The sequence below is a fragment of the Aurantiacibacter spongiae genome (assembly GCF_003815535.1).
GTDB classification, from domain to species: Bacteria; Pseudomonadota; Alphaproteobacteria; order Sphingomonadales; family Sphingomonadaceae; genus Alteraurantiacibacter; species Alteraurantiacibacter spongiae.
This window is the reverse complement of sequence record NZ_RPFZ01000001.1, coordinates 559,677-579,559: the sequence shown is the minus strand read 5'-3', so window position 1 is coordinate 579,559 and position 19,883 is coordinate 559,677. Positions and strand designations below refer to the sequence as shown.

The 19,883-nt window shown below is 64.7% G+C and carries 16 protein-coding genes and 2 pseudogenes; 5 read left to right on the top strand and 13 right to left on the bottom strand.

Annotated features, from left to right (window positions below; all coding sequences use genetic code 11):
* Nucleotides 1-34: 34 nt before the first annotated feature.
* Nucleotides 35-1,183: a GGDEF domain-containing protein gene (locus tag EG799_RS02920; protein ID WP_123878404.1), complete on the bottom strand. Its 1,149-nt coding sequence runs from the start codon at nt 1,181-1,183 to the stop codon at nt 35-37.
* Nucleotides 1,184-1,309: 126 nt separating this feature from the next.
* On the opposite strand from EG799_RS02920, the gene EG799_RS02915 reads away from it, so the two are divergent.
* Complete coding sequence (locus EG799_RS02915; RefSeq protein ID WP_123878402.1) at nt 1,310-2,338, top strand: hypothetical protein; 1,029 nt, start codon at nt 1,310-1,312, stop codon at nt 2,336-2,338.
* Between the two features lie 126 nt (nt 2,339-2,464).
* On the opposite strand, the pseudogene EG799_RS14355 reads toward EG799_RS02915, so the two are convergent.
* Nucleotides 2,465-2,527, bottom strand: a pseudogene (locus EG799_RS14355) (hypothetical protein); the annotation flags it as partial.
* 433 nt (nt 2,528-2,960) lie between these two features.
* Entirely contained in the window at nt 2,961-3,584 is a 624-nt protein-coding gene (locus tag EG799_RS14300) for a hypothetical protein (protein WP_158611000.1), read from the bottom strand.
* Nucleotides 3,585-3,769: 185 nt separating this feature from the next.
* Between EG799_RS14300 and uvrA the strand changes: the two genes are divergently transcribed.
* From uvrA to EG799_RS02890, 3 genes are all read left to right on the top strand, one after another.
* Complete coding sequence (uvrA, locus tag EG799_RS02900) at nt 3,770-6,688, top strand: excinuclease ABC subunit UvrA (RefSeq protein WP_123878398.1); 2,919 nt, start codon at nt 3,770-3,772, stop codon at nt 6,686-6,688.
* A 163-nt stretch (nt 6,689-6,851) separates the two neighbouring features.
* Nucleotides 6,852-8,141, top strand: a complete 1,290-nt coding sequence (locus tag EG799_RS02895; protein ID WP_123878396.1) for an AAA family ATPase — start codon at nt 6,852-6,854, stop codon at nt 8,139-8,141.
* Complete coding sequence (locus EG799_RS02890; protein ID WP_123878394.1) at nt 8,141-8,794, top strand: RloB family protein; 654 nt, start codon at nt 8,141-8,143, stop codon at nt 8,792-8,794. Before EG799_RS02895 ends, EG799_RS02890 begins: the two co-directional genes overlap by 1 nt.
* Nucleotides 8,795-8,888: 94 nt before the next feature.
* Here EG799_RS02890 and EG799_RS02885 read toward each other — a convergent pair.
* Nucleotides 8,889-9,107 (bottom strand): annotated as a pseudogene (locus EG799_RS02885) (hypothetical protein).
* A gap of 323 nt (nt 9,108-9,430) precedes the next feature.
* On the opposite strand from EG799_RS02885, the gene EG799_RS02880 reads away from it, so the two are divergent.
* Complete coding sequence (locus EG799_RS02880; RefSeq protein WP_123878391.1) at nt 9,431-10,417, top strand: hypothetical protein; 987 nt, start codon at nt 9,431-9,433, stop codon at nt 10,415-10,417.
* Here EG799_RS02880 and EG799_RS02875 read toward each other — a convergent pair.
* The 9 genes from EG799_RS02875 to EG799_RS02835 form a co-directional block, all read right to left on the bottom strand.
* Nucleotides 10,407-10,997, bottom strand: coding sequence for a septal ring lytic transglycosylase RlpA family protein (locus EG799_RS02875; RefSeq protein ID WP_123878389.1), 591 nt, complete (start codon nt 10,995-10,997; stop codon nt 10,407-10,409). The two genes, EG799_RS02880 and EG799_RS02875, sit on opposite strands and share 11 nt — an antisense overlap.
* A 708-nt stretch (nt 10,998-11,705) precedes the next feature.
* A complete protein-coding gene (locus EG799_RS02870; RefSeq protein ID WP_123878387.1) occupies nt 11,706-12,923 on the bottom strand; it encodes an argininosuccinate synthase in 1,218 nt (405 codons plus the stop codon).
* 68 nt (nt 12,924-12,991) lie between these two features.
* Nucleotides 12,992-13,543 (bottom strand): hypothetical protein, encoded by a 552-nt coding sequence (locus tag EG799_RS02865; protein WP_234028985.1) that lies wholly within the window; start codon nt 13,541-13,543, stop codon nt 12,992-12,994.
* Complete coding sequence (locus tag EG799_RS02860; protein WP_234028984.1) at nt 13,540-14,919, bottom strand: MATE family efflux transporter; 1,380 nt, start codon at nt 14,917-14,919, stop codon at nt 13,540-13,542. Before EG799_RS02860 ends, EG799_RS02865 begins: the two co-directional genes overlap by 4 nt.
* Before the next feature lie 46 nt (nt 14,920-14,965).
* A complete protein-coding gene (locus tag EG799_RS02855; protein WP_181950866.1) occupies nt 14,966-16,231 on the bottom strand; it encodes an SAM-dependent methyltransferase in 1,266 nt (421 codons plus the stop codon).
* 2 nt (nt 16,232-16,233) lie between these two features.
* The gene (locus tag EG799_RS02850; protein WP_123878385.1) at nt 16,234-17,541 is read right to left on the bottom strand and encodes an SAM-dependent methyltransferase; all 1,308 of its coding nucleotides are present in this window, start codon (nt 17,539-17,541) and stop codon (nt 16,234-16,236) included.
* Nucleotides 17,542-17,655: 114 nt separating this feature from the next.
* Nucleotides 17,656-18,399 (bottom strand): molybdopterin-dependent oxidoreductase, encoded by a 744-nt coding sequence (locus EG799_RS02845; protein WP_123878383.1) that lies wholly within the window; start codon nt 18,397-18,399, stop codon nt 17,656-17,658.
* Nucleotides 18,386-19,096, bottom strand: coding sequence for a cytochrome b/b6 domain-containing protein (locus EG799_RS02840; RefSeq protein ID WP_123878381.1), 711 nt, complete (start codon nt 19,094-19,096; stop codon nt 18,386-18,388). The genes EG799_RS02845 and EG799_RS02840 overlap by 14 nt, the downstream gene beginning before the upstream one ends.
* Complete coding sequence (locus EG799_RS02835; protein ID WP_123878379.1) at nt 19,093-19,848, bottom strand: SDR family oxidoreductase; 756 nt, start codon at nt 19,846-19,848, stop codon at nt 19,093-19,095. The genes EG799_RS02840 and EG799_RS02835 overlap by 4 nt, the downstream gene beginning before the upstream one ends.
* Nucleotides 19,849-19,883 lie beyond the last annotated feature (35 nt).

The following is a 19,883-nucleotide window of genomic DNA, read 5'->3' as shown; positions in this document are numbered from 1 at the left end:
GCGGCGGGCAAGGCCGTGACCGTCCCCGCGCGGTTCAGGCGGCTTCCACCACCCGGTCGCGCCCGGCCGCCTTGGCCCGGTACAGCGCCTCGTCCGCACGGTCGAGCACCAGCGGCAGCGCTTCGCCCGGCCTCATGGGGGCAAGGCCCACGCTGGCGGGCGTGGCGTGATCGGCAACGTCCAGCTCGGGCGGGATCATCGCGATGCGGGCGCGCAGCGCTTCCGCGGCGAGCTGGGCCATCGCGCGGCCGGCGCGGGCGATTGCGAGCGCGAATTCCTCTCCGCCCAGCCGCACCGCGCTGTGACCTTCGCCCGGCAGGTCGCGCAGCGTATCGCGCATCGCGTCGCCGACCCCTGCAAGGACCCGGTCGCCCGTAGCATGGCCGAAGCGGTCGTTGATCGTCTTGAAGTGATCGAGGTCCACCGCCAGCAGCCACCCGGCCTCCGGGTAACTGCCATCCGCCTCGCACCCGTTCTCGAAGAAGGCGCGGCGGTTGAGCAGCCCCGTCAGCGGATCGCGCATGGAGAGGAACTCGGCATGGGCGAGGGCGTCGGCCAGATCTTCGCCCAGGTGGCGGTTTTCCACCAGCGCCTCGGCCATCGCCCGGCTCTGATTGGCCGACCCCAGGGCGTAGGCGACCATGCCCATCGCCAGGGCGAGGGCGGACAGGACGATGGCGCTGTCGATGGTGCCGGGGCCGAACACCAGCCCGATGGCGAGGGTGGCGACGAAACTGCCGACGAAGCCCGCAAGGATCTTCGGCAACGGTCCGAGCATCGCGCAGATGAGGCTCACACCCACCACGCAGATGCCCAGGATCACGAGCGCGAACGGCTCGCTTTCCAGCCGCCGCAGCACCGGCCACAGCAACAGCGCCCAACTCGCCCCCGCCAGCGACAGGCTGAGCGCGACGCGGCGAAGCTGGTCGTCATAGGGGCGCGCGTCGGCCAGCCGCCGCCGCAGGCGGATCGCGGTGAGGCGGGTCGTGGCGATGGCGAGCAGGCGTAGCGCCAGCGGCAGGACGAACGCACCCGCGCCCGCCTGGAACAAGGCGGCGATGCAGCAGCCGAGCCAGCCGATCAGGTTGGCGGGTAGCGAGGCCCGCTCGACCTGCGCCAGCGCACTGACGATCTCGCGCCGCACCTCGGCCCGCCAGCGTTCGTCCCGCACCACCGTATCCACCAGCCATTCCCGTCCGTCGATCCCCGATACGTCGTCATAGTCCGCAAGGCGTTAAGAGCGGGTGGACGGCCCGCCCGGCGCATCGCCCCTTGATCGGGCCGCCCCGCCTTGCGAAGGGTGGCGCGCATGGCGCCTTCCATACAGCCCGCTCCGGCGCAACTGGCGGCCGATCCCGCCTGGTTGCCCCATGCCCTCGACCTGGCCGCGCGGCGGGTGCGTTTCCTGCGCCTGCCGCGCGAGACGCTGGGTGAGCGCACCTTCCTGCACGAGCGCCAGCCGGCATCGCCCGACGAGGAAGCGAGCGCGAGCTTCGCCGAAGTCGCGGAAATGAACGTGGCGAGCGGCCCGGTGCATTTCCTCTTCCACACCGCCTTCTGCCGCTCCACCCTGCTCGCCCGCGCGCTGGACGTGCCGGGGGTGTCGGTGGGCCTCAGCGAGCCGGGCATACTCGGCGCCCTGGTGAGCGCCGGGGGGGAGGCGCCGGAGCTGCTGGCGCCGGTCCTCGATCTGCTTTCGCGACCTCATGCACCCGGCGAAGTGGTGGTGGTAAAGCCCACCAACCATGCCAACGCGCTCATTCCCGCGATCATGCAGGCGCGCCCCGATGCCAGGGCGGTGCTGATGACGAGCGGCCTCGAACCCTTCCTCGCGGCGGTCGCGCGCAAGGGGCTGATAGGGCGGCGCTGGGGCCGCATGCTGTATCTGGAGCTGCAGGGTTATGCGCCGATGGATTTCGGCATGGACGCCCGCGAACAATACGCGATGACCGACATGCAGGCGGCGGGCCTCGCCTGGTTCATGGGCCAGCGCTGGCTGGCGATGCAGCTCGACGGCCCGGCGGGCGGGCGGATGCGGACCCTGGACGGGGACGCCTTCGCCGCCGACAGCGCCGGAACGCTGTGCGCGCTGGCCGGGTTTCTCGACCTGTCGCTGGAGGAGGAAGATGCACGGCGCATCGCCGGTGGCCCGCTGTTCGCCAGCCACGCCAAGTCGGGCGAAGCCTATGACGCCGCCCGCCTCGCCGCCGATGCGCGGGCCGACAGCGCCATCGTGCGCGAGGAGATCGCGCAGGTTGCCCGGTGGGTCGGCATGATCACGCAGCAGGCGGGGCTGGCGCTCCCGGTAACGCGCCGCGCGCCCCTGCTCGAAAGGTAGCGTGACCGCACAAGGGCCACGGTCCTCGGCGTCGATGTCGATCCGGTTGCGCGCGACGTCGCCGATGGTGACGGCGAGATCGGCACGGTTCTGCGCGACTTCATCGTTGGTGGCGGCGAGCTGCGCGCCGTTGACGGCATCGCTCGATCCGGCGGCGACGGTTCCGGCGGCGACATTGGTAACGCGCACCGTATCGCCGCTCGCGCCGACGAAGGCGCGGCGGCGACATTGGTAACGCGCACCGTATCGCCGCTCGCGCCGACGAAGGCGACCGTATCGGTCGGGGTGGCGGAGCGCGTTCCGTCATCCTCGACATAGGTGACCGGGACGTTCGCCACCTGCGTGCGGATCTGCGTGATCGCGGTCGTGTTGCCGGTCACGCGGGCGTCGATGGCGACGATATCGCCCTCGGCGACGTCCACCCGGTCGCCCAGCGAGACAATATCTCCCGTATTGACGGACACGCGGGTATCGAGGTTGGCGATATCGCCGGTATTGGTGGTCACGCGGTTATCCAGGTTGACGATATCCCCGGTGTTGATCGCAACCTGCGAGCCGATAGTCGCCACGTCGCCCTCGACATTCGTGATCCGGTTGCCGAGACTGACGATATTTCCCTCGTTCACCGCCACGCGCCCGTCGAGAGCGGCGATGTCGCCTTCGGCACCGAGAGACGTTCGTTGGTCGTGAACAATTGCGAACCGTTGACGGCCTCGCCCAAGGTGGCGCTCACTTCGCCCGCCGCCACATTGGCGGTGGTGGTGCCGCCCGCGCCGTCCAGCGTGATACCGGTGCGGCTGGCATCGTCGTATAGGACGGCGAGCGGATTGCCGCCGCCGGTGCCGATGGCCGCTATGGCGTCCGCATTGGCCTGGATGGCGATGGTGTTAACGTCCACCTGTTCGCTCACCGCGAACAGCTGCGAGCCGTTGACCGCGTCGCTCGACGTCGCGCTGACACTGCCGTCCAGCACGTTGGTCAACAGCGTTCCGCCGCTGCCGGAAAAGACGACGAGCGCCTGCGCCGGATCGGAATACTGGACGGAATTGTCCGCCGTCGTCGCGACCGCGGCAATGGCGTCGAGCGCGCCCCGCACCTGTCCGACCGTCGCCGCGTCCGTGGCCCCGGTCCCGGGAGCGACATTCGTGATCTGGCGCAGATTCCCCGCGCGCCCGATCGAAACTGTCCCGACCGAGTCGTAGGTGCCCGCCAGGCCCGGTGCGTCACCGTTTTCGACGATTATCAATTGTTGTTCACTTTCGATAAGTTCAGGCGCAGTCGTTACGATACGACCTTTTTTCCGTCGTCGGTGCGCCGGCGTCACGGACTTGCACCGCAGGCCGCGGTCCCCATTTTACGCGTTCGCTCGCCGCGCCGTTCGTCTGGCGCGGGCGTCTTGACATACGCGAACATTACCGGAACACGCCCCGTATGGCCCTTAGCAAAATCTCCGTCCGCGGCGCGCGCGAGCACAATCTCAAGGGCGTCGATATCGACCTGCCGCGCGACGCGCTCATCGTCATCACCGGTCTTTCGGGCAGCGGCAAGTCGAGCCTTGCCTTCGACACGATCTATGCCGAGGGGCAGCGCCGCTATGTCGAGAGCCTGTCGGCCTATGCGCGCCAGTTCCTGGAGATGATGCAGAAGCCCGATGTCGAGCATATCGACGGCCTCTCGCCCGCCATCTCGATCGAGCAGAAGACCACGTCGCGCAATCCGCGCTCGACCGTTGCCACCGTTACCGAGATCTACGACTACATGCGCCTGCTATGGGCGCGCGTCGGCGTGCCCTACTCGCCCGCCACCGGACTGCCGATCGAGGCGCAGACCGTCTCCAACATGGTCGACAGGGTGATGGCGCTGCCCGAGGGGACGCGCCTCTATCTGCTCGCGCCGGTCGTGCGCGGGCGCAAGGGTGAGTACCGCAAGGAAATCGCCGAGTGGCAGAAGGCCGGCTTCACCCGCGTGCGCGTCGACGGGGAGACGTATGCCATCGAGGATGCGCCCGCGCTCGACAAGAAGTTCAAGCACGACATCGAGGTGGTCGTGGATCGCCTCGCCGTGAAGGACGGTATCGAGACGCGGCTCGCCGACAGTTTCGAGACCGCGCTCAAGCTGGCCGAGGGGCTGGCCTATGTCGATCTTGCCGACGGCGCCGTGCCCGGGCGCGAGGCGGAGGGCGAGGGGGCCGACGCGAAGGGCGGCGCGATGAAGGGGGCGGGGCTGCCGGCCAACCGCATCGTCTTTTCCGAAAAGTTCGCCTGTCCCGTCTCCGGCTTCACCATCGAGGAGATCGAACCGCGCCTGTTCAGCTTCAACGCGCCGCAGGGGGCCTGCCCGACCTGCGACGGCATCGGCGAGAAGCAGCTGTTCGATCCGCGCCTCGTGGTGCCCAACGAAGACCTCAGCCTGAAGAAGGGCGCGGTGGTGCCGTGGGCGAAATCCAACCCGCCATCGCCCTATTACATGCAGGTGCTGGGCAGCCTGGCGAAGGAATACGATTTCGACCTGACGACGCCGTGGAAGGATCTGGGTGCCGCAAACCAGGACATCATCCTGCACGGCACGAAGGGCAAGCGCGTGCCGCTCACCTTCAAGGACGGGCGCAAGGCCTACACCGTCAACAAGCCGTTCGAGGGGGTGATCGGCAATCTCAACCGCCGCATGGCGCAGACCGAAAGCGCCTGGATGCAGGAGGAGCTGGCCAGGTTCCAGACCGCCCAGCCGTGCGAGACCTGCGGCGGCGCCCGCCTCAACGAGAAGGCGCGCGCGGTGAAGATCCCCGCCGCCGGTGGCCCGACCGACATCAGCCGCCCCACGCGCCTGTCGGTCAGCGATGCGCTGGCCTGGTTCACCGACCTGCCCACGCACCTGACCGATCAGCAGAACCAGATCGCCAGGGCCATTCTGAAGGAGATCGTGGAGCGGCTGGGCTTCCTCGACAATGTCGGACTCGATTACCTCAACCTCGACCGCACCTCCGGCACCCTCAGCGGCGGGGAGAGCCAGCGCATCCGCCTCGCCAGCCAGATCGGCAGCGGGTTGTCGGGCGTGCTCTACGTGCTCGACGAGCCCAGCATCGGCCTCCACCAACGCGACAACGACCGGCTGCTCGAAACCCTCAAGCGGCTGCGCGACCTCGGCAATACCGTGATCGTGGTGGAGCATGACGAGGACGCCATCCGCCAGGCCGATCACGTGGTCGATCTCGGCCCCGGCGCCGGCGTGCGCGGGGGCGAGGTGGTGGCGCAGGGCACGCTCAAGCAGGTGCTCAAGTCCAGGCGGTCGCTCACCGCCGCCTACCTCACCGGCCGGCGAGAGATCGCCGTGCCCGCCACCCGCCGCAAGGGCAACGGGCACCAGCTCACCGTCCACGGCGCGCGCGAGAACAACCTCAAGGACGTTACCGCCAGCCTGCCGCTGGGCACCTTCACGTGCATCACCGGCGTCTCCGGCTCGGGCAAGTCGAGCTTCACCATCGACACGCTCTATGCCGAGGCGGCGCGGCAGCTGAACGGCGCGCGCGTGGTGTCGGGCGCGCACGACAAAGTGACCGGCCTCGAATATTGCGACAAGGTGATCGAGATCGACCAGTCGCCCATCGGCCGCACCCCGCGATCGAACCCGGCGACCTATACCGGCGCCTTCACCCAGATCCGCGACTGGTTCGCCGGTCTGCCCGAGGCGCAGGCGCGCGGGTACAAGCCGGGTCGTTTCAGCTTCAACGTCAAGGGCGGACGGTGCGAGGCATGCCAGGGCGACGGCCTGATCAAGATCGAGATGCACTTCCTGCCCGACGTGTACGTGACGTGCGAGGAATGCGGCGGCAAGCGCTACAACCGGGAGACGCTGGAGGTCCGCTTCAAGGGGATGAGCATCGCCGACGTGCTCGACATGACGATCGAGGACGCGGAAGGCTTCTTCAAGGCCGTCCCCCCCATCCGCGACAAGATGCACATGCTGAACGAGGTCGGGCTGGGCTACGTCAAGGTCGGCCAGCAGGCGACCACGCTATCTGGCGGAGAGGCGCAGCGCGTGAAACTGGCCAAGGAACTGTCGAAGCGCAGCACCGGGCAGACGCTGTACATCCTCGACGAACCGACCACCGGCCTGCATTTCGAGGACGTGCGCAAGCTGCTGGAAGTGCTGCACCGGCTGGTGGACCAGGGGAACAGCGTAGTGGTGATCGAGCACAACCTCGACGTAATCAAGACCGCCGACTGGCTGCTCGACCTCGGCCCGGATGGCGGTGTTCGTGGGGGTGAGGTTGTCGCCGAGGGTACGCCGGAGGAGGTTGCGGAGGTCGAGGCGAGTTGGACGGGGCGGTATCTGGCGCCGATGTTGGGGTGAGAACCTGCGGGCTGATTTGGGGGTAAGTGCTTGAACGTTTATGGCCATAACATGGTCAAGAATTCGCTCATTTGAGATCGCTTGGAAAATCAGCTTCCTTTCTCGCTCAACCTGATCTAAGGCTAATTTCGCACAGAACGTGCAGAAATAGATTGGAAACCGGATGCTTTTAGAGTTTGAGCTTGAGAACGAAGGCTCGTTTGCGGATTCCTCAACGCTGTCATTGATAGCATCAAAATTGAAGGAAGAGAGCGAAGGGTCAGTTCGAAGGATTGGGCCGCCGGCTGAACTCGACGTGCTAACGTCAGCCATCGTCCTAGGGAAGAACGGAAGCGGTAAGAGTTCCTTTATCGATGCTTTGAAATTTGTCGGTCAGTTCGTGCGGTCGTCTGCAATCGATGATGGTGCTGACGCAGTGCTTCCATACGACCCCAACCTCCTAATGGAGGGCTTTGATGAAAAGCCTACATTTTTCCGTGTTTTGTTTTCAGTCGCGGGAGTGGTCTATAACTTCGGATTTTCTCATGATGCTGAGAAAATCATGGAAGAGTTTCTCGAAGTTGCAGATAAATCTTCTCGCTTTCGAAAACTTTACGAGAGGAATTGGAGCGAAGAATTGAGTGAGTATGAGTACTCGTTCGGAGAGGCTCTCACTGGGACGCGGCGTGTTTGGGCCGATAACACGCGAAAAAATGCCTTATACTTGTCTACAGCGAATCAGCTCAACTCTCAGGATCTAAAAGAGCCATACACATGGTTGACGAAATTTCTCAGGAACGCGTCAATCGGCACGACAGGTAAGCGATATACGATCGTCCGTTGCCGAGAAGAGAAAGCGTTTAGAGAAAAGGTCGTTAGTTTCCTTCAGTCGATGGACGTAAATGTTGTCGATCTTGAATTTCGGGAAGACGAATTCGACGATACCGTCTTAGAGAAGACTTTTTCGAGAGAATTTCTCGAAAAAATGAAAGATCAAATTGGACCTCGAAAAGATGAAAAGAACTATCAAGTATTTTTCAAGAAGAAAACTGATACCGGGGATATAACCGAATTCCCGCTATCTCGCGAGTCAACTGGAACGAGGGCTCTTTTCTGTCTGGCTGGGCCGCTTTTTGATGTCCTTGAGAATGGGTACTGCCTCTTAGTTGATGAATTGAACACGAGTCTTCACCCTCTTGTTGTTAAATTCCTGATTGAAATATTCGGCGATGAGAAGATTAATAAAAAGAACGCACAGCTCTTATTTACGTCTCACGATGTGAGTGTATTGCGAGAATCGGTCCTGCGACGTGATCAAGTTTGGTTCATAGAACATGACGGAACCTCCTCATTAATCGTCCCGTTGTCCGATTATTCGCCTAGAAAGAAAGAGGCTCTGGAGAAGGGCTATTTGTCAGGTAGGTATGGCGGCGTTCCAGCGGTTGCGACAACGTTCCTAAGGTATTTGGCATAATGGGTCGCCGACGGAAGGACGTCAGAGCTATCAAAAGGCGGCGCGCGACGCGCGAGCCGAAGCGTTCAATCCTTATTGTTTGCGAAGGGGAAAAGACTGAGCCAAATTACTTTACCTTCTTCAAGCAGAAGCTTCGGTTGGCAAATGTAAATCTCCAAATTTGTGGTGAAGAATGCGGATCAGACCCTTTGTCTGTTGTTGAATTCGGCGAATCTAAGTTGAAAAAGGATGTCTCTATCGATGATTGCTTTTGTGTTATTGATCGTGACGGTCATGACACTCAAAGGTTCAATTCTGCCAAAAGCAAGGCTGCTTCACTTAATGGGAAGTCTAAGTCTCGACAGTTTAAGCTGTTCATATCTGATCCCTGTATCGAGTATTGGTTCATTCTCCATTTTGAATTTTCGCGAACTCCATTTGTGCGCGAGGGACAGAAATCCCGCGGAAAGGTGGCATTAGATCGTTTGCGGCAACTCTGGCCGGAGTACGAGAAAGGGTTAAAATCGCCTGGATGCCATCTTGAAGAAAGGGTAGAAGTGGCAGTCAAGAACGCCGAAAAGGCTCTCGCTGATGCGGAGTTAACTGGTGAAATGAATCCCTCGACTACTGTTCATTTATTAATACGAGAGTTGCATGATGGAAACATAAGTTGAATTCAGTTTAATTTCAACACTAGTGTTTTCTAAAGTCTCCAACCCAATCTGAGTCTGTTCTCGGTTCCATTAACCACAGACAGTTCATCGGATCTTACCCAGCACACCCGACGTCCACCCTCCCACGCCCCATCGCCCAGTTCCCCTGCATTCGCACCTTGGGGTTGGGCGCGCACCAGACTTCTCCGTTTTCGTCCAGCGCTGTCACCCAGATCAGGTGGTGTTCGGGGCCGTAGTCGATCACCGCGACGGCTCAGCCCTTGCCCTTGTCGATGATCGTCACGGGCAGGGGCGGGTTGAGTTGGGTAGGCATGGGGTGGGTCTGGTCGGTTTGGTGGGGACGCGAGATCGCAACGCGGGCGGCGCGAACAGGCATCGACTTGCTATTTGCCAAACGGATGGCGGCACGGGTGCCAAGGTCGGCCGCTTTATCCTCGTTCATCATCGCGGACTTGATCCCGTGTCCCGCTGCCATTGCTGATCGCCGGAGAGAAGCGAGACCCTGGCTCGGTTCGCAATTGGGTCCGCCTCCTAAGCCACTCCGCTCGCCCGGCCCGACCCGACGCCCCTTTCCTACACCCCCCGCTCCCTGCTCCCCTGCGCGGTTCTCTGAACCCTTGCGAGGAGCGCTCCGTCATGTCCGCCTACGATCCCCGTCATCTCGTCACCCTCTCGCCCGATCAGGCCGCTGAGCTCGATCCGGCGCCGGTGCATCGCTCGCCCGCCGGGCAGCCGGTCGCGCTCGATCCTGCGCGGATGGCGGCGTTTCTCGAAAGCCTGCAGATCATGGGCAACGTCTCCATCGCCTGTTCGCGCGCCGGGGTGGCGCGGCAGACGGCGTACCGGGCGCGGCGGCGGGTGACAGGCTTCGCCCGGGCGTGGGATGCGGCGCTGGTGGCGGCGCGGGTCCATGCCGAAAGCGAGCTGGCGGACCGGGCGATCAACGGGGTGGAGGAAAAGGTGTTCTACCACGGGGAGGAGGTCGGCTCGCGCCGCCGCTACGACGCGCGGCTGCTGCTCGCCCACCTGGCGCGGCTCGACCGGATGGCGGAGCGGGCCGATCTGGCCGACACGCTCGCCCGGCTCGACGACGTGGTCGAGGCGCTCCACGCCGGGCAGGACCCGGCCGAGGCGCTGGCGGCTCCGGCGGACGGTGCGGTGGGTGCGGAGGTCGGGGACGGTGCGGGCGATGCGGGGGAGGGCGCCGCGGCGGGCGCGCGGGACGGGGGCGCGGACTGTGCTCAGGACCCTGTCACACCTGTGCCACCTTGCCCCGACTGCGGCGGCGCGTGCGACGATCCGGACGCCAGGCTGACGCATGCCGACTGCCAGTGGATCGGCTACCGGCTCGACCGCGCGGCCGCCGCCCGCCCCGCCGATGCGCCGACCCTGGACGAACTCGCCGACGGGTTCGACGACCGCCTGGTGCTGGAGATGGTGCAGCTCCACGCCTGGGAGGCGGGGCTGGCCGAGTGGTGGCTGGTCACCGGGTGGGACGCGCTCGAGACGGCGCTGGAGGAGGCCGGGGAGGCGGACGTGCAGCCCGGACCCGGAGAGGCGGAAGCGGAGGCGGAAGCCGAGGCGGCGGGCGAGGCCTGCGCCCCGCGGCCCGTCAGCTCGTGATCAGCTCCAGCTTCACCGATCCGCTGCCGGCGCGCACGATGCCCACCTGCTCCGCCGCGCTGCGCGACAGGTCGATCACCCGCCCGCCGTGGAACGGGCCGCGGTCGTTGATGCGCACGATGACGGAGTTGCCGTTGCGCGGGTTCGTCACCCTGACGCGGCTGCCGAAGGGCAGGGTCCGATGCGCGGCGGTGAGGTCGGAGGGGTCGAACCGCTCTCCGCTGGCGGTGGGCCGGCCGGCGAAGCGCGCGCCGTAGTAGGAGGCGACGCCGGTGCCCAGGTCGCGCGTGGCAGGCTCTGCCGGCTCGATCGTGTCGAGATCGACGGCGTGGTCGGGCAGGTCGACGTCGGCAGGCGTGTCGAAGGCGCTGAACGCCTCCTCGAACTGCGCCTGCTCGCTCGGCACGAAGATGGCGCCATGCCGGGTGGGTGCCCCGTCGGCGTCGGCGGTGGAGACGAACTCGACCTGCGCCTTGGTGGCGGATTCGGCGTGCCCCGCACCGGTCGCGGCCAGAGCGGCGACAACGGCAAAGGCAGCCAGCGAACGGCGCGCGGCGCCGATGGTGGTATTCCCGTCCATGGGAAGGGCAGATACAGGGGGTCGGTTGCGAATCCCACCCAAGGGGCGGTGGGTAGCCGCAGGACTCGCTCGCTTCGTCGCGGAATGAGGCGCAAATGCGGCGAACGGATTGGTGAACACAACGCGCGGGGGTGGAAGCCGGTTCCCCCGTTCGTCGCAATGCGATTCGGGACGCCGCAACGGAAATGGGGCCGGCATCGCTGCCGACCCCACTCTCACCGACGTGTGGATCTCACCCCGAAGGGCAGGATGCTTGACGCCTGGCGTGTCCTCCCTGGCCCGAAGGCCCGGGAGTATGTCGCCCGGCGCTCGCGCCGGTGCCGGAACTGGCGCCTCGATCGCCGTGGAACGCGAACGACCCGCAGCCGATCCGGCAGCCTGTTCCGAAACCGGGGCTTTCCTACACACCTCGGGGCAGTCAGGTGGACAGCAAGCTGTTCACGACTCGTCCGTCGGTGATGTCGTCAGGCTCCGGCCTCTAGTCGTTCGCAGGTTCGGTCTTCGCTCCTTCGTGACCGGCAGGCGGTCCGTTCGTGGCGATCCGTTTCCTCCGATCGACGCAAGCAGGATGCGACGGCGGGGCGAGTCGGCGCAACGGGTCAAGCGATCACTTATCCACTTTCCCCCGATTTCGCGGTGGACAGCGGTGGACAAGTCAACAGCCCGGCGTTTCGCGCGAAACCAATAGGCAGAAAGAAGATGGACAGGTCAGCCGCGGTCCCGTCTGGCGAGCAGGCGCAGGCGCAGGGCGTTCAACTTGATGAAGCCCGCCGCGTCCTTCTGGTCGTAGGCGCCGGCATCATCCTCGAAGGTGACATGCGCTTGCGAATAGAGGGTATTGGGCGACTTCCTGCCGACGACCCAGACATTGCCCTTGTAGAGCTTCAGCCGGACGGTTCCGTTGACGCTCTGCTGGCTGAGGTCGATCGCCGCTTGCAGCATCTCGCGTTCGGGGCTGAACCAGAAGCCGTTGTAGATGAGCTCCGCATAGCGCGGCATCAGTTCGTCCTTGAGGTGCGCGGCCCCGCGGTCCAGCGTGATCTGCTCGATGCCGCGATGGGCGCGGGCGTAGATCTCGCCGCCCGGCGTCTCGTACATGCCGCGGCTCTTCATGCCGACGAAGCGGTTCTCGACGAGGTCGAGGCGGCCGATGCCGTGCCTGCGACCCAGATCGTTGAGCGCGGCGAGCAGTTCGGCGGGGGACAGGCGCTCTGCGTTGAGGGATACGCCATCGCCGCATTCGAAACCGATCTCGATCGTCTCCGGCGTGTCGGGCGCATCTTGGGGATCGACCGTGCGGGAATAGACGTAGTCCGGCGTTTCCTCCCACGGATCCTCGAGCACCTTGCCTTCCGACGAGGTGTGCAGGAGATTGGCATCGGTGGAGAAAGGACTGTCACCGCGCTTGTCCTTCGGTACCTGGATCTGATGAGCCTCGGCCCAGTCGACCAGGGCGGTGCGGCTCGTCAGATTCCACTCGCGCCACGGGGCGATGACGGTGATATCGGGGTCCAGGGCGTAGGCCGACAGTTCGAAACGGACCTGGTCGTTGCCCTTGCCGGTGGCACCGTGGGCGATTGCATCGGCACCCGTTTCGCGGGCGATCTCGACCAGCCGTTTGGAAATCAGCGGGCGCGCGATGCTTGTGCCGAGCAGGTAGTCGCCCTCGTAGCGTGCGTTGGCGCGCATCATCGGGAAGACGAAGTCGCGGGCGAACTCCTCGCGCAGATCCTCGATGAAGATGTGCTCGGCAGGTATGCCCATTGCGCGGGCCTTGGCCCGGGCGGGTTCGATCTCCTCCCCCTGGCCCAGATCCGCGGTGAAGGTGACGACCTCCAGCCCCCTCTCGACCATCAGCCACTTGGCGATGACGCTGGTATCGAGACCGCCCGAATAGGCGAGGACGACGCGGCTAATATCGGGCATCAGGAAGCGCTTTCGACTGTCGGAGGCATGGGGAAGCGCCCTCTAGCAGCGCCGCCCCCGGCGGGCAATCAGTCGATCTCGCGCGCGTGCAGTTGCGGGTTCCGGCGGATCACGTAGTTGAGCCAGGCCTTCGGGCGGCGCAGGTATTCGGACGGCACATCGGCGCGCAGGCCGACGAGCTGGGCAATGCGGGCGACGAAATGAATGCAATTGCGTTCGTCGAGGTCGTAATACTTGCCCGGATAGTCGCGCCAGGCGATGACCTCGGCGCGCAGGCGGCGGTAGGTGGCATCGGATACTGTGACCGTGAAGTGGCGGTTGGTGTCGGCGATCGTCTCCGGCGTTTCGGTCAGGATCATGTGCGCGGCGGGGCCGGACATGATCGCTTCTGCCGAATTGCGCGCGCTGAAGCCGAAATTCTCGTCAATCCGAGTGCCGTCGTCGAGCGTTCCGCGCATGACAACGAAAGTATGGGGATAACGGCCCCACAGGACCGAGCCGTTGAACGAATGGAAGCTGACATCGACCTCGGCCTGCGCCGGGGCAGCCATGACCAGCGTCGCAAGGGCAAGGAGGAGGGCGGTCCACAAGCGGGCGAGGCGTTTTGCGAAGGGTGTCATGGCTGGTCTCGTGCTGGCGTGCCCCGATGTTGGCGGGAGGGAGTTGGCGGACTGTCCAGATATTGAAGCAGATCAGGCAGATACAGCGCAAGCCCGCCGGCGCGCAACAGGTAGCTTGTCAGGAAGGCGATCCATACCCCCCAGTTTCCGAACGGACGCAACAGCCAGTCCAGCGCGATGTAAAGGACGGTCGCCCCCACCCCCGCCACGCGAAGCGCCTTGCCGCGGGTTGCGCCGATGAACACGCCATCTAGCATCCAGCTCGGCATTCCGACGAGCGGAACCAGAGCCGCGAATGGCAGGAACCGGCGCGCGAGCTGCCGAACGTCGGCATCAGTCGTTAGCGCTCCGATGATCAGATCACCCGCCAGCCAGAAGACGAGCGCCAGAACCAGGCCACTTAGCGCGGAGAACTCGGCGGTAAGGCGGGCGGCGCGTAAGAACCGGGCCTTGTCGCGTTGTCCCACGGCCTGCCCGACGCGCTCCTCGGCGGTGAAAGCGAAGGCGTCGAGGACGAAGGCGGAGAAATTGACGAACTGCAACAGCACATGGTTCGCTGCCAGCGAGGCCGCGCCAAGACGCGCGCCTGCATTGGCGAACCAGGTGAACAGCACGAGCAGGGCGATGGTGCGGATCATGATGTCGCGATTGACCGCGAACAGTTCGATGAGCCGTTCACGGTCCATCAGGGCTGCCCGCGGGGTGCGACGCACGAGGGCGAGGATACCGCCGCCCGCTACCCGGCCCACGATCAGGATGCCGAGCGCGAAGGCGAGCCACTCCGCGCAGGCCGTGCCGAGGCCGACGCCGAATGCCCCGAGATGCAAGCCCCACACGAAACCTACGTCGAGTGCGATGTTGGCGAGGTTCATGACGATCTGCAGCGTCAGCGCAGCGCGTGTGCGGCCAAGACCGAGTAGCCAGCCATTGACGGCGTAAACCGCAAGGGCGGCAGGCGCGCCGATGAAACGGCCCTGCATGTACCCGCTCGCGCTTGCATCGACGCCGTCGGAGCCGGACATGATAGCGAGCGCTGCTCTTGTAATGGGCCAGTTCAAGGCGAGCAGCACCAGTCCGAACCCGAAACCGACCACCAGCGCGCGCAGGAGCAACGCCTCGACCTCCTGCCGGTTGTTCGATCCACTCGCCTGCGCCGTCAGCCCGGTCATGCCCATGCGCAGGAAGCCGAAGGTCCAGAACACCAGCGTCACGACGGTCGCGCCCAGCGCCACTCCGGCCAGCCCGACGGCATCCCCCGTCCGCCCGATGACGGCGGTATCGACGATCCCGACAAGCGGCACCGAAGCCTGTCCCAGCATGATGGGCCATGCCTGCGCGAAGACGGCCGGGCGGTTGAGGGGGCGGGGCGGGTTCACCGGCCGGGGCATTGCGCGAACTGCGCGCGGGGTGCAACCGGACCGGTCAGGCTTCCAGCAGACGCCGTTCCGCGCCGGCCATGTAGTCGCGCGTCAGCGGGAGGGCGGTGCGTTCGCGGGCGAACTGGATCTGGTAGTTGCACATGCTGCCATGCTCGAAAACGGTTGCCGCACCCGCCAGGTAGAACGTCCACAACCGGAAGAAGCGTTCGTCGAACATCGCGACGATGGCGTCGCGGTTCGCCAGCACGTTGTCATACCAGGCACGGATCGTGCGGGCGTAGTGCAGACGCAGCGTCTCCACATCGGTGGCGATCAGGCGGACCTTCTCGCTCGCTTCGACCGTCTCGCTGAGAGCAGGGATGTAGCCGCCGGGAAAGATCCACTTGTCGGTAAAGGCGTCGGTGCGGCCCGGCGAGCCCATGCGCCCGATTGTATGGACCAGCGCGGCCCCGTGCGGCTCGAGCATCTGCGCGATGCAGCGGAAATATGTCTCGAACTGGGGGGCGCCAACATGCTCGAACATGCCCACCGACACGATCCTGTCGAAGGTCGCACCGCTCTTCGCAAGATCACGGTAATCGACAAGCTCGAAGGTCACGCGGCCCGCGACGCCCGCCTGCGCGGCGCGCTGCCGGGCGAGGGCAAGCTGTTCTTCGGACAGGGTGACGCCGAGCACGCGCACGTCCGCGCGCTGCACGAGGAAAATCGCCATCCCTCCCCAGCCGCAACCGATATCGAGGACGTGGTTGCCGGGCTCGAGGTTCAACTTGGCGGCAATATGCGCAAGCTTCGCTTCCTGGGCCTGTGCCAGCGTCATGTCCTCGCCGAAGCGCGCGGTGTCCCAGTATGCGCAGCTGTACTGCATGTGCTCGGCATCGAGCATCAGGTGATAAAGCTCGTTCCCGATGTCGTAGTGATGCGCCACGTTCTTGCGCGAACTGCCCGGCTTGTTGAGGCTGCGCAGGCCGACGGAGATACGGTTGCGCAAGCGGCGCGGCAGGCTCGGCTCGCCGAGGTCAGCCCTGTCTTCCCAGCGATTGTTCGCCCGTGCCAGCGAGACGAGGTCCATGATGTCGCCACGTTCGACGACGATGCGTCCGTCCATATAGGCCTCGCCCGCGCCCAGGCGGGGGTCCAGCAGCAGATCGCGAGGCACGTTCGCGTCGATGAAACGCACGGCCACGTCGGGAAAGCCCTGTGTCGCCCTGCCGAAACTGCGCGTCCTACCGTCGGCATAGGTCACGTCCAGCGTACCGCGTTTGATCATCCGCGAGAGCAGACGATCGATGACCTTGTCACTCACAGCCATGTCTATTCCGCCGCATCCTCCACTGCCGGATCGAGGTGCCATCGTGGCGCTTCGTCCAGTCCCCGCAATCGTTCGCTTTCCTCGTAGATGAACTCCCCGGTCATGGGGATGGCAGCGCGATTCTTCACGTAGATGATCTGCCAGTTCACCATCGTGCCATGACGGAAGCTCTGCTCCGCCCCGGCGAAGTAGAACAACCACATCCGGTAGAATTCCTCGTCATACAGCTCGACCAGTTCGTCCCGGTGCATTTTGGTTCGCGCGTACCATTCCTGAAGCGTGTGGCTGTAATGGAACCGCATCGCCTCCACATCCATCACCTGCCAGCCGTTCTTCTCGCTTTCGGTCACGAGTTCGGAAAGAGCGGGGATATATCCGCCGGGGAAGATGTACTTGCGCGTCCAGGCATCGGTGAAGCCGGGCGGCCCTGCCCGTCCGCAGCAATGGCTGAGCATGACGCCGCCCGGGGCCAGCAGATCGTGCGTCTTGGCGTAGAACTGCGGATAGTGCGGCGTTCCGACATGTTCCAGCAGGCCCACCGAACTGATCCGGTCGAACTGCCCTTCGATGTCGCGGTAGTCCATCAGCTCGAACCGGACCTTGTCCTCCACACCGGCTTCCCTCGCCCGTTCGCGGCAGAACGCGATCTGGTCCTCTGCCAGCGCCACGCCGAGGACTTCGCAGCCGTAATGGCGATTGAGGTAGAGGGCGAAGCCGCCCCAGCCACAGCCGATGTCGAGGACACGCAGCGGACGGTCAAGTTCGCGCGCCTGCTGCATGTACATCTTGGCGGCGAGATGCGCCTTCTTGTCGAGCTGCGCCTTTTCGAGACTGTTATCGACGTCCCGGTAATAGGCCATCGTGTACTGCCGGTCCTCGTCGAGGAACAGTTCGTACAGGCGCCGGGTCAGGTTGTAGGTGTGTTCCGCGTTCTTGCGCGCTTTTCCGCGCAGGTTGACCGAGTCCACCTTGGCGATGGCCTTCTGCAAACCCTTGCGCAGCGGACCTTGCGGCTTCAGCGTCTCGTCGCCCAGCCGCTTGGCGTTCATGGTAACGAACAGCACCATGTCGCGAATATCGTAGGGCTCCTCGACCACCAGCCAGCCCCACATGTAGGCTTCGCCGGCGCCGACTTGCGGATAGCGGGCGATGTGGCTGGCGGCCCTGGGGTGGGTGAAGCGCACGTGCATGGGGCCGTGCTCCATGCCCTCGTCGCCCGGGCCGTAGGCGTAATCGGTCCCGTCGTAATCGGTGACGAGCAGCTGGCCGTGATGAATGATACGCTTGAGGAACTTGTCGAGCAGCCACATGAATGCGGGTTCTCCGATAGGGAACTGATGGCAGGGCGTTTGGGGGAGGGGGTTGCCGGCTGTCAATCGCACCGGGTCGTTTGATGCAAAGACGGCCCCGGCCAGGGGGGCGCGTCATATACCCGCATACCATTGATAGCCGGAGCGATCCTCCCAGTAACCGCCATGCCCGCCCTCGATATCTTCGAGGCTGGCGACCGCCTCGATTCCCGTCAGGTATTTCGCGTGCTTGTACCCCAGCTGTCGCTCCAGCCTGAGCCGGAGCGGAGCGCCGTTGCGGACGGGAAGGGGGCGGCCGTTCAACCGGTGCGCGACGATCGTCTGCGGATGGTAGGCATCTGCCATGTCGCAGCTTTCGTAATAGCGTGCGCCGCCCAGGGTGTCGGCGCAGTGAAACACGACGTATCGCGCACCCTCCTCCACGCGCACAGCGTCGAGGATGCGCGAAAGCTGCGGACCGGTCCACTGGCCGATGGCACTCCAGCCTTCCACGCAATCGTGCCGCGTTATCTGGGTGCGCTGGGGAAGACCCCGGATATCGTCCATCGACAGAACCAGCGGATTGGCGACGAGACCGCCGACCGCGAGCTGCCAGTCGGCGAAGCCGCTCGCCTGCGCGGCGGCATAGGCCGGTCCGTCAACGCTGGTCGAGCCATTGCCGCGAAAGTAGGGGGAGATGTCGGTAACGTCGTATTCGGGCGCCATCTCGATCCGGCCGAAACCCAGCGCGCGGTGCAGCCCGCGATGCCAGCTTTCCGCGCCATCGACCAGGCCCTGAAACGCACCGGTATCGCCGATCTTCTTGCAACCGGCCAGCATCGCCGCGCTCGCCGTGAGAAGGAAGTTACGCCGCCGCATCGCTCTGCTCCGGGTTGTCGCGGTCTTCGCTGCCGCCGCCGATCATAGCCTTCAGCTGCCAGATCGGTCCCGACAAGAGGACGAGGGCGATATGCGCGACGAAAAAGCCGAACAGCGCCCACGCCGTCATGAAGTGGATCGAACGCGCGCTTTGCCGTCCGCCGAAGATGTCTGTGAGGAAGGGCCAGGCCGCCTCCATTCCTGGGCTCATCGCCATGCCGGTCGCGATCATCAGCGGGATCATCCCGAAGATCACGGCGGCGTAGCTGATCTTCTGCAACACGTTGTACTTGCCCCGGCCGTGATCGAAATCGAGGCGCAGGTGGTGCCGGATGTCGGCGGCGATGCTGGCAGGGCGCCATTCGCGTGCACGCGCGAACAGGTCGCGGGTCATGTGACCGTTGATAGCTGCCGCGATCAGGAAGGCCAGTAACGAGAAGGCGAGGACGATACTGAAAACCACGTGCCAGTCGCGCGCGGCGGCAAGGCTGTAATAGCCGGGAATCGTTGCCCAGCCGGGAAAGTCGATGACGGCCAGCCAGGCCTGTTGCGGCATGAAGCCCCATTCCCCCCAGTAGAGAAAGGGATGCGCGTTGGAGATGTTCAGCCCGCTCATGAACAGCACGATCAGCGCCAGGGCGTTCGTCCAGTGCCACAGGCGGGTAGAGAGCGCGTGGCGCTGTCCCGGACGGCTCATGCCCCGCTTCCCCGTGCGAGATAGATGACGTCGCGGTTCTGATCGAGCAGGTGCTGGCCGGAATCGACGAACAGGTTCTGTCCGTTCGCCAGTGGCCCCTCGGCCAGGAAAACGGCCGCCTCGGCGACTTCCTCGGGCCAGGTGCGTCGTTCCAGCAGGTTCAGCCGGTGCGACCGCTCCGCCTCCTCCTGCGACTGATCGTGGCTGGCGAGAATGGCACCGGGCGCCAGCGTATGCACGCGGTCGCCATCGTCAGCCGCCATGCCGATCATGCGTGCCGCCACCTCGGCCGCGGCCTTGCTCATGGTGTAGCTGAAGAAATCGGGATTGAGGTTGCCGAGCTTCTGATCCGTCACCTGCACCACGCGGCGACCGCCGCTGGCACGGGCGGAGCGGAGAAAGACCTGCGCCAGTATCGCCGGTGCGGCGGCGTTGACGAGCATCGCCCGGCGGTTGGTTTCGGGATCGAGATCGTCAACCGTATCGGCGGCAAAAACCGAGGCGCAATTCACGAGGCAGCGCCAGTCATCCAGCCGCTCGGCGAGATCGCGGACCATCGCCGCCGCGGCATCGAGGTCGGCCAGATCGCATCCCACGCTCTCGGCATCGGGGAGTTCTTCGGCCAGCTTCCGGGCGACATTGCCCGAAGTCTTGTAATGCACGACGACGCGCCAGCCCGCTTCGGCGAACCGCCGGCAGATGGCGGCACCGATGCGCCTGGCACCGCCGGTTACGAGAACGGCTTTCGTCATGGGGGCGCAGAATAGGGCGTGCGCCGCCCCGCGCA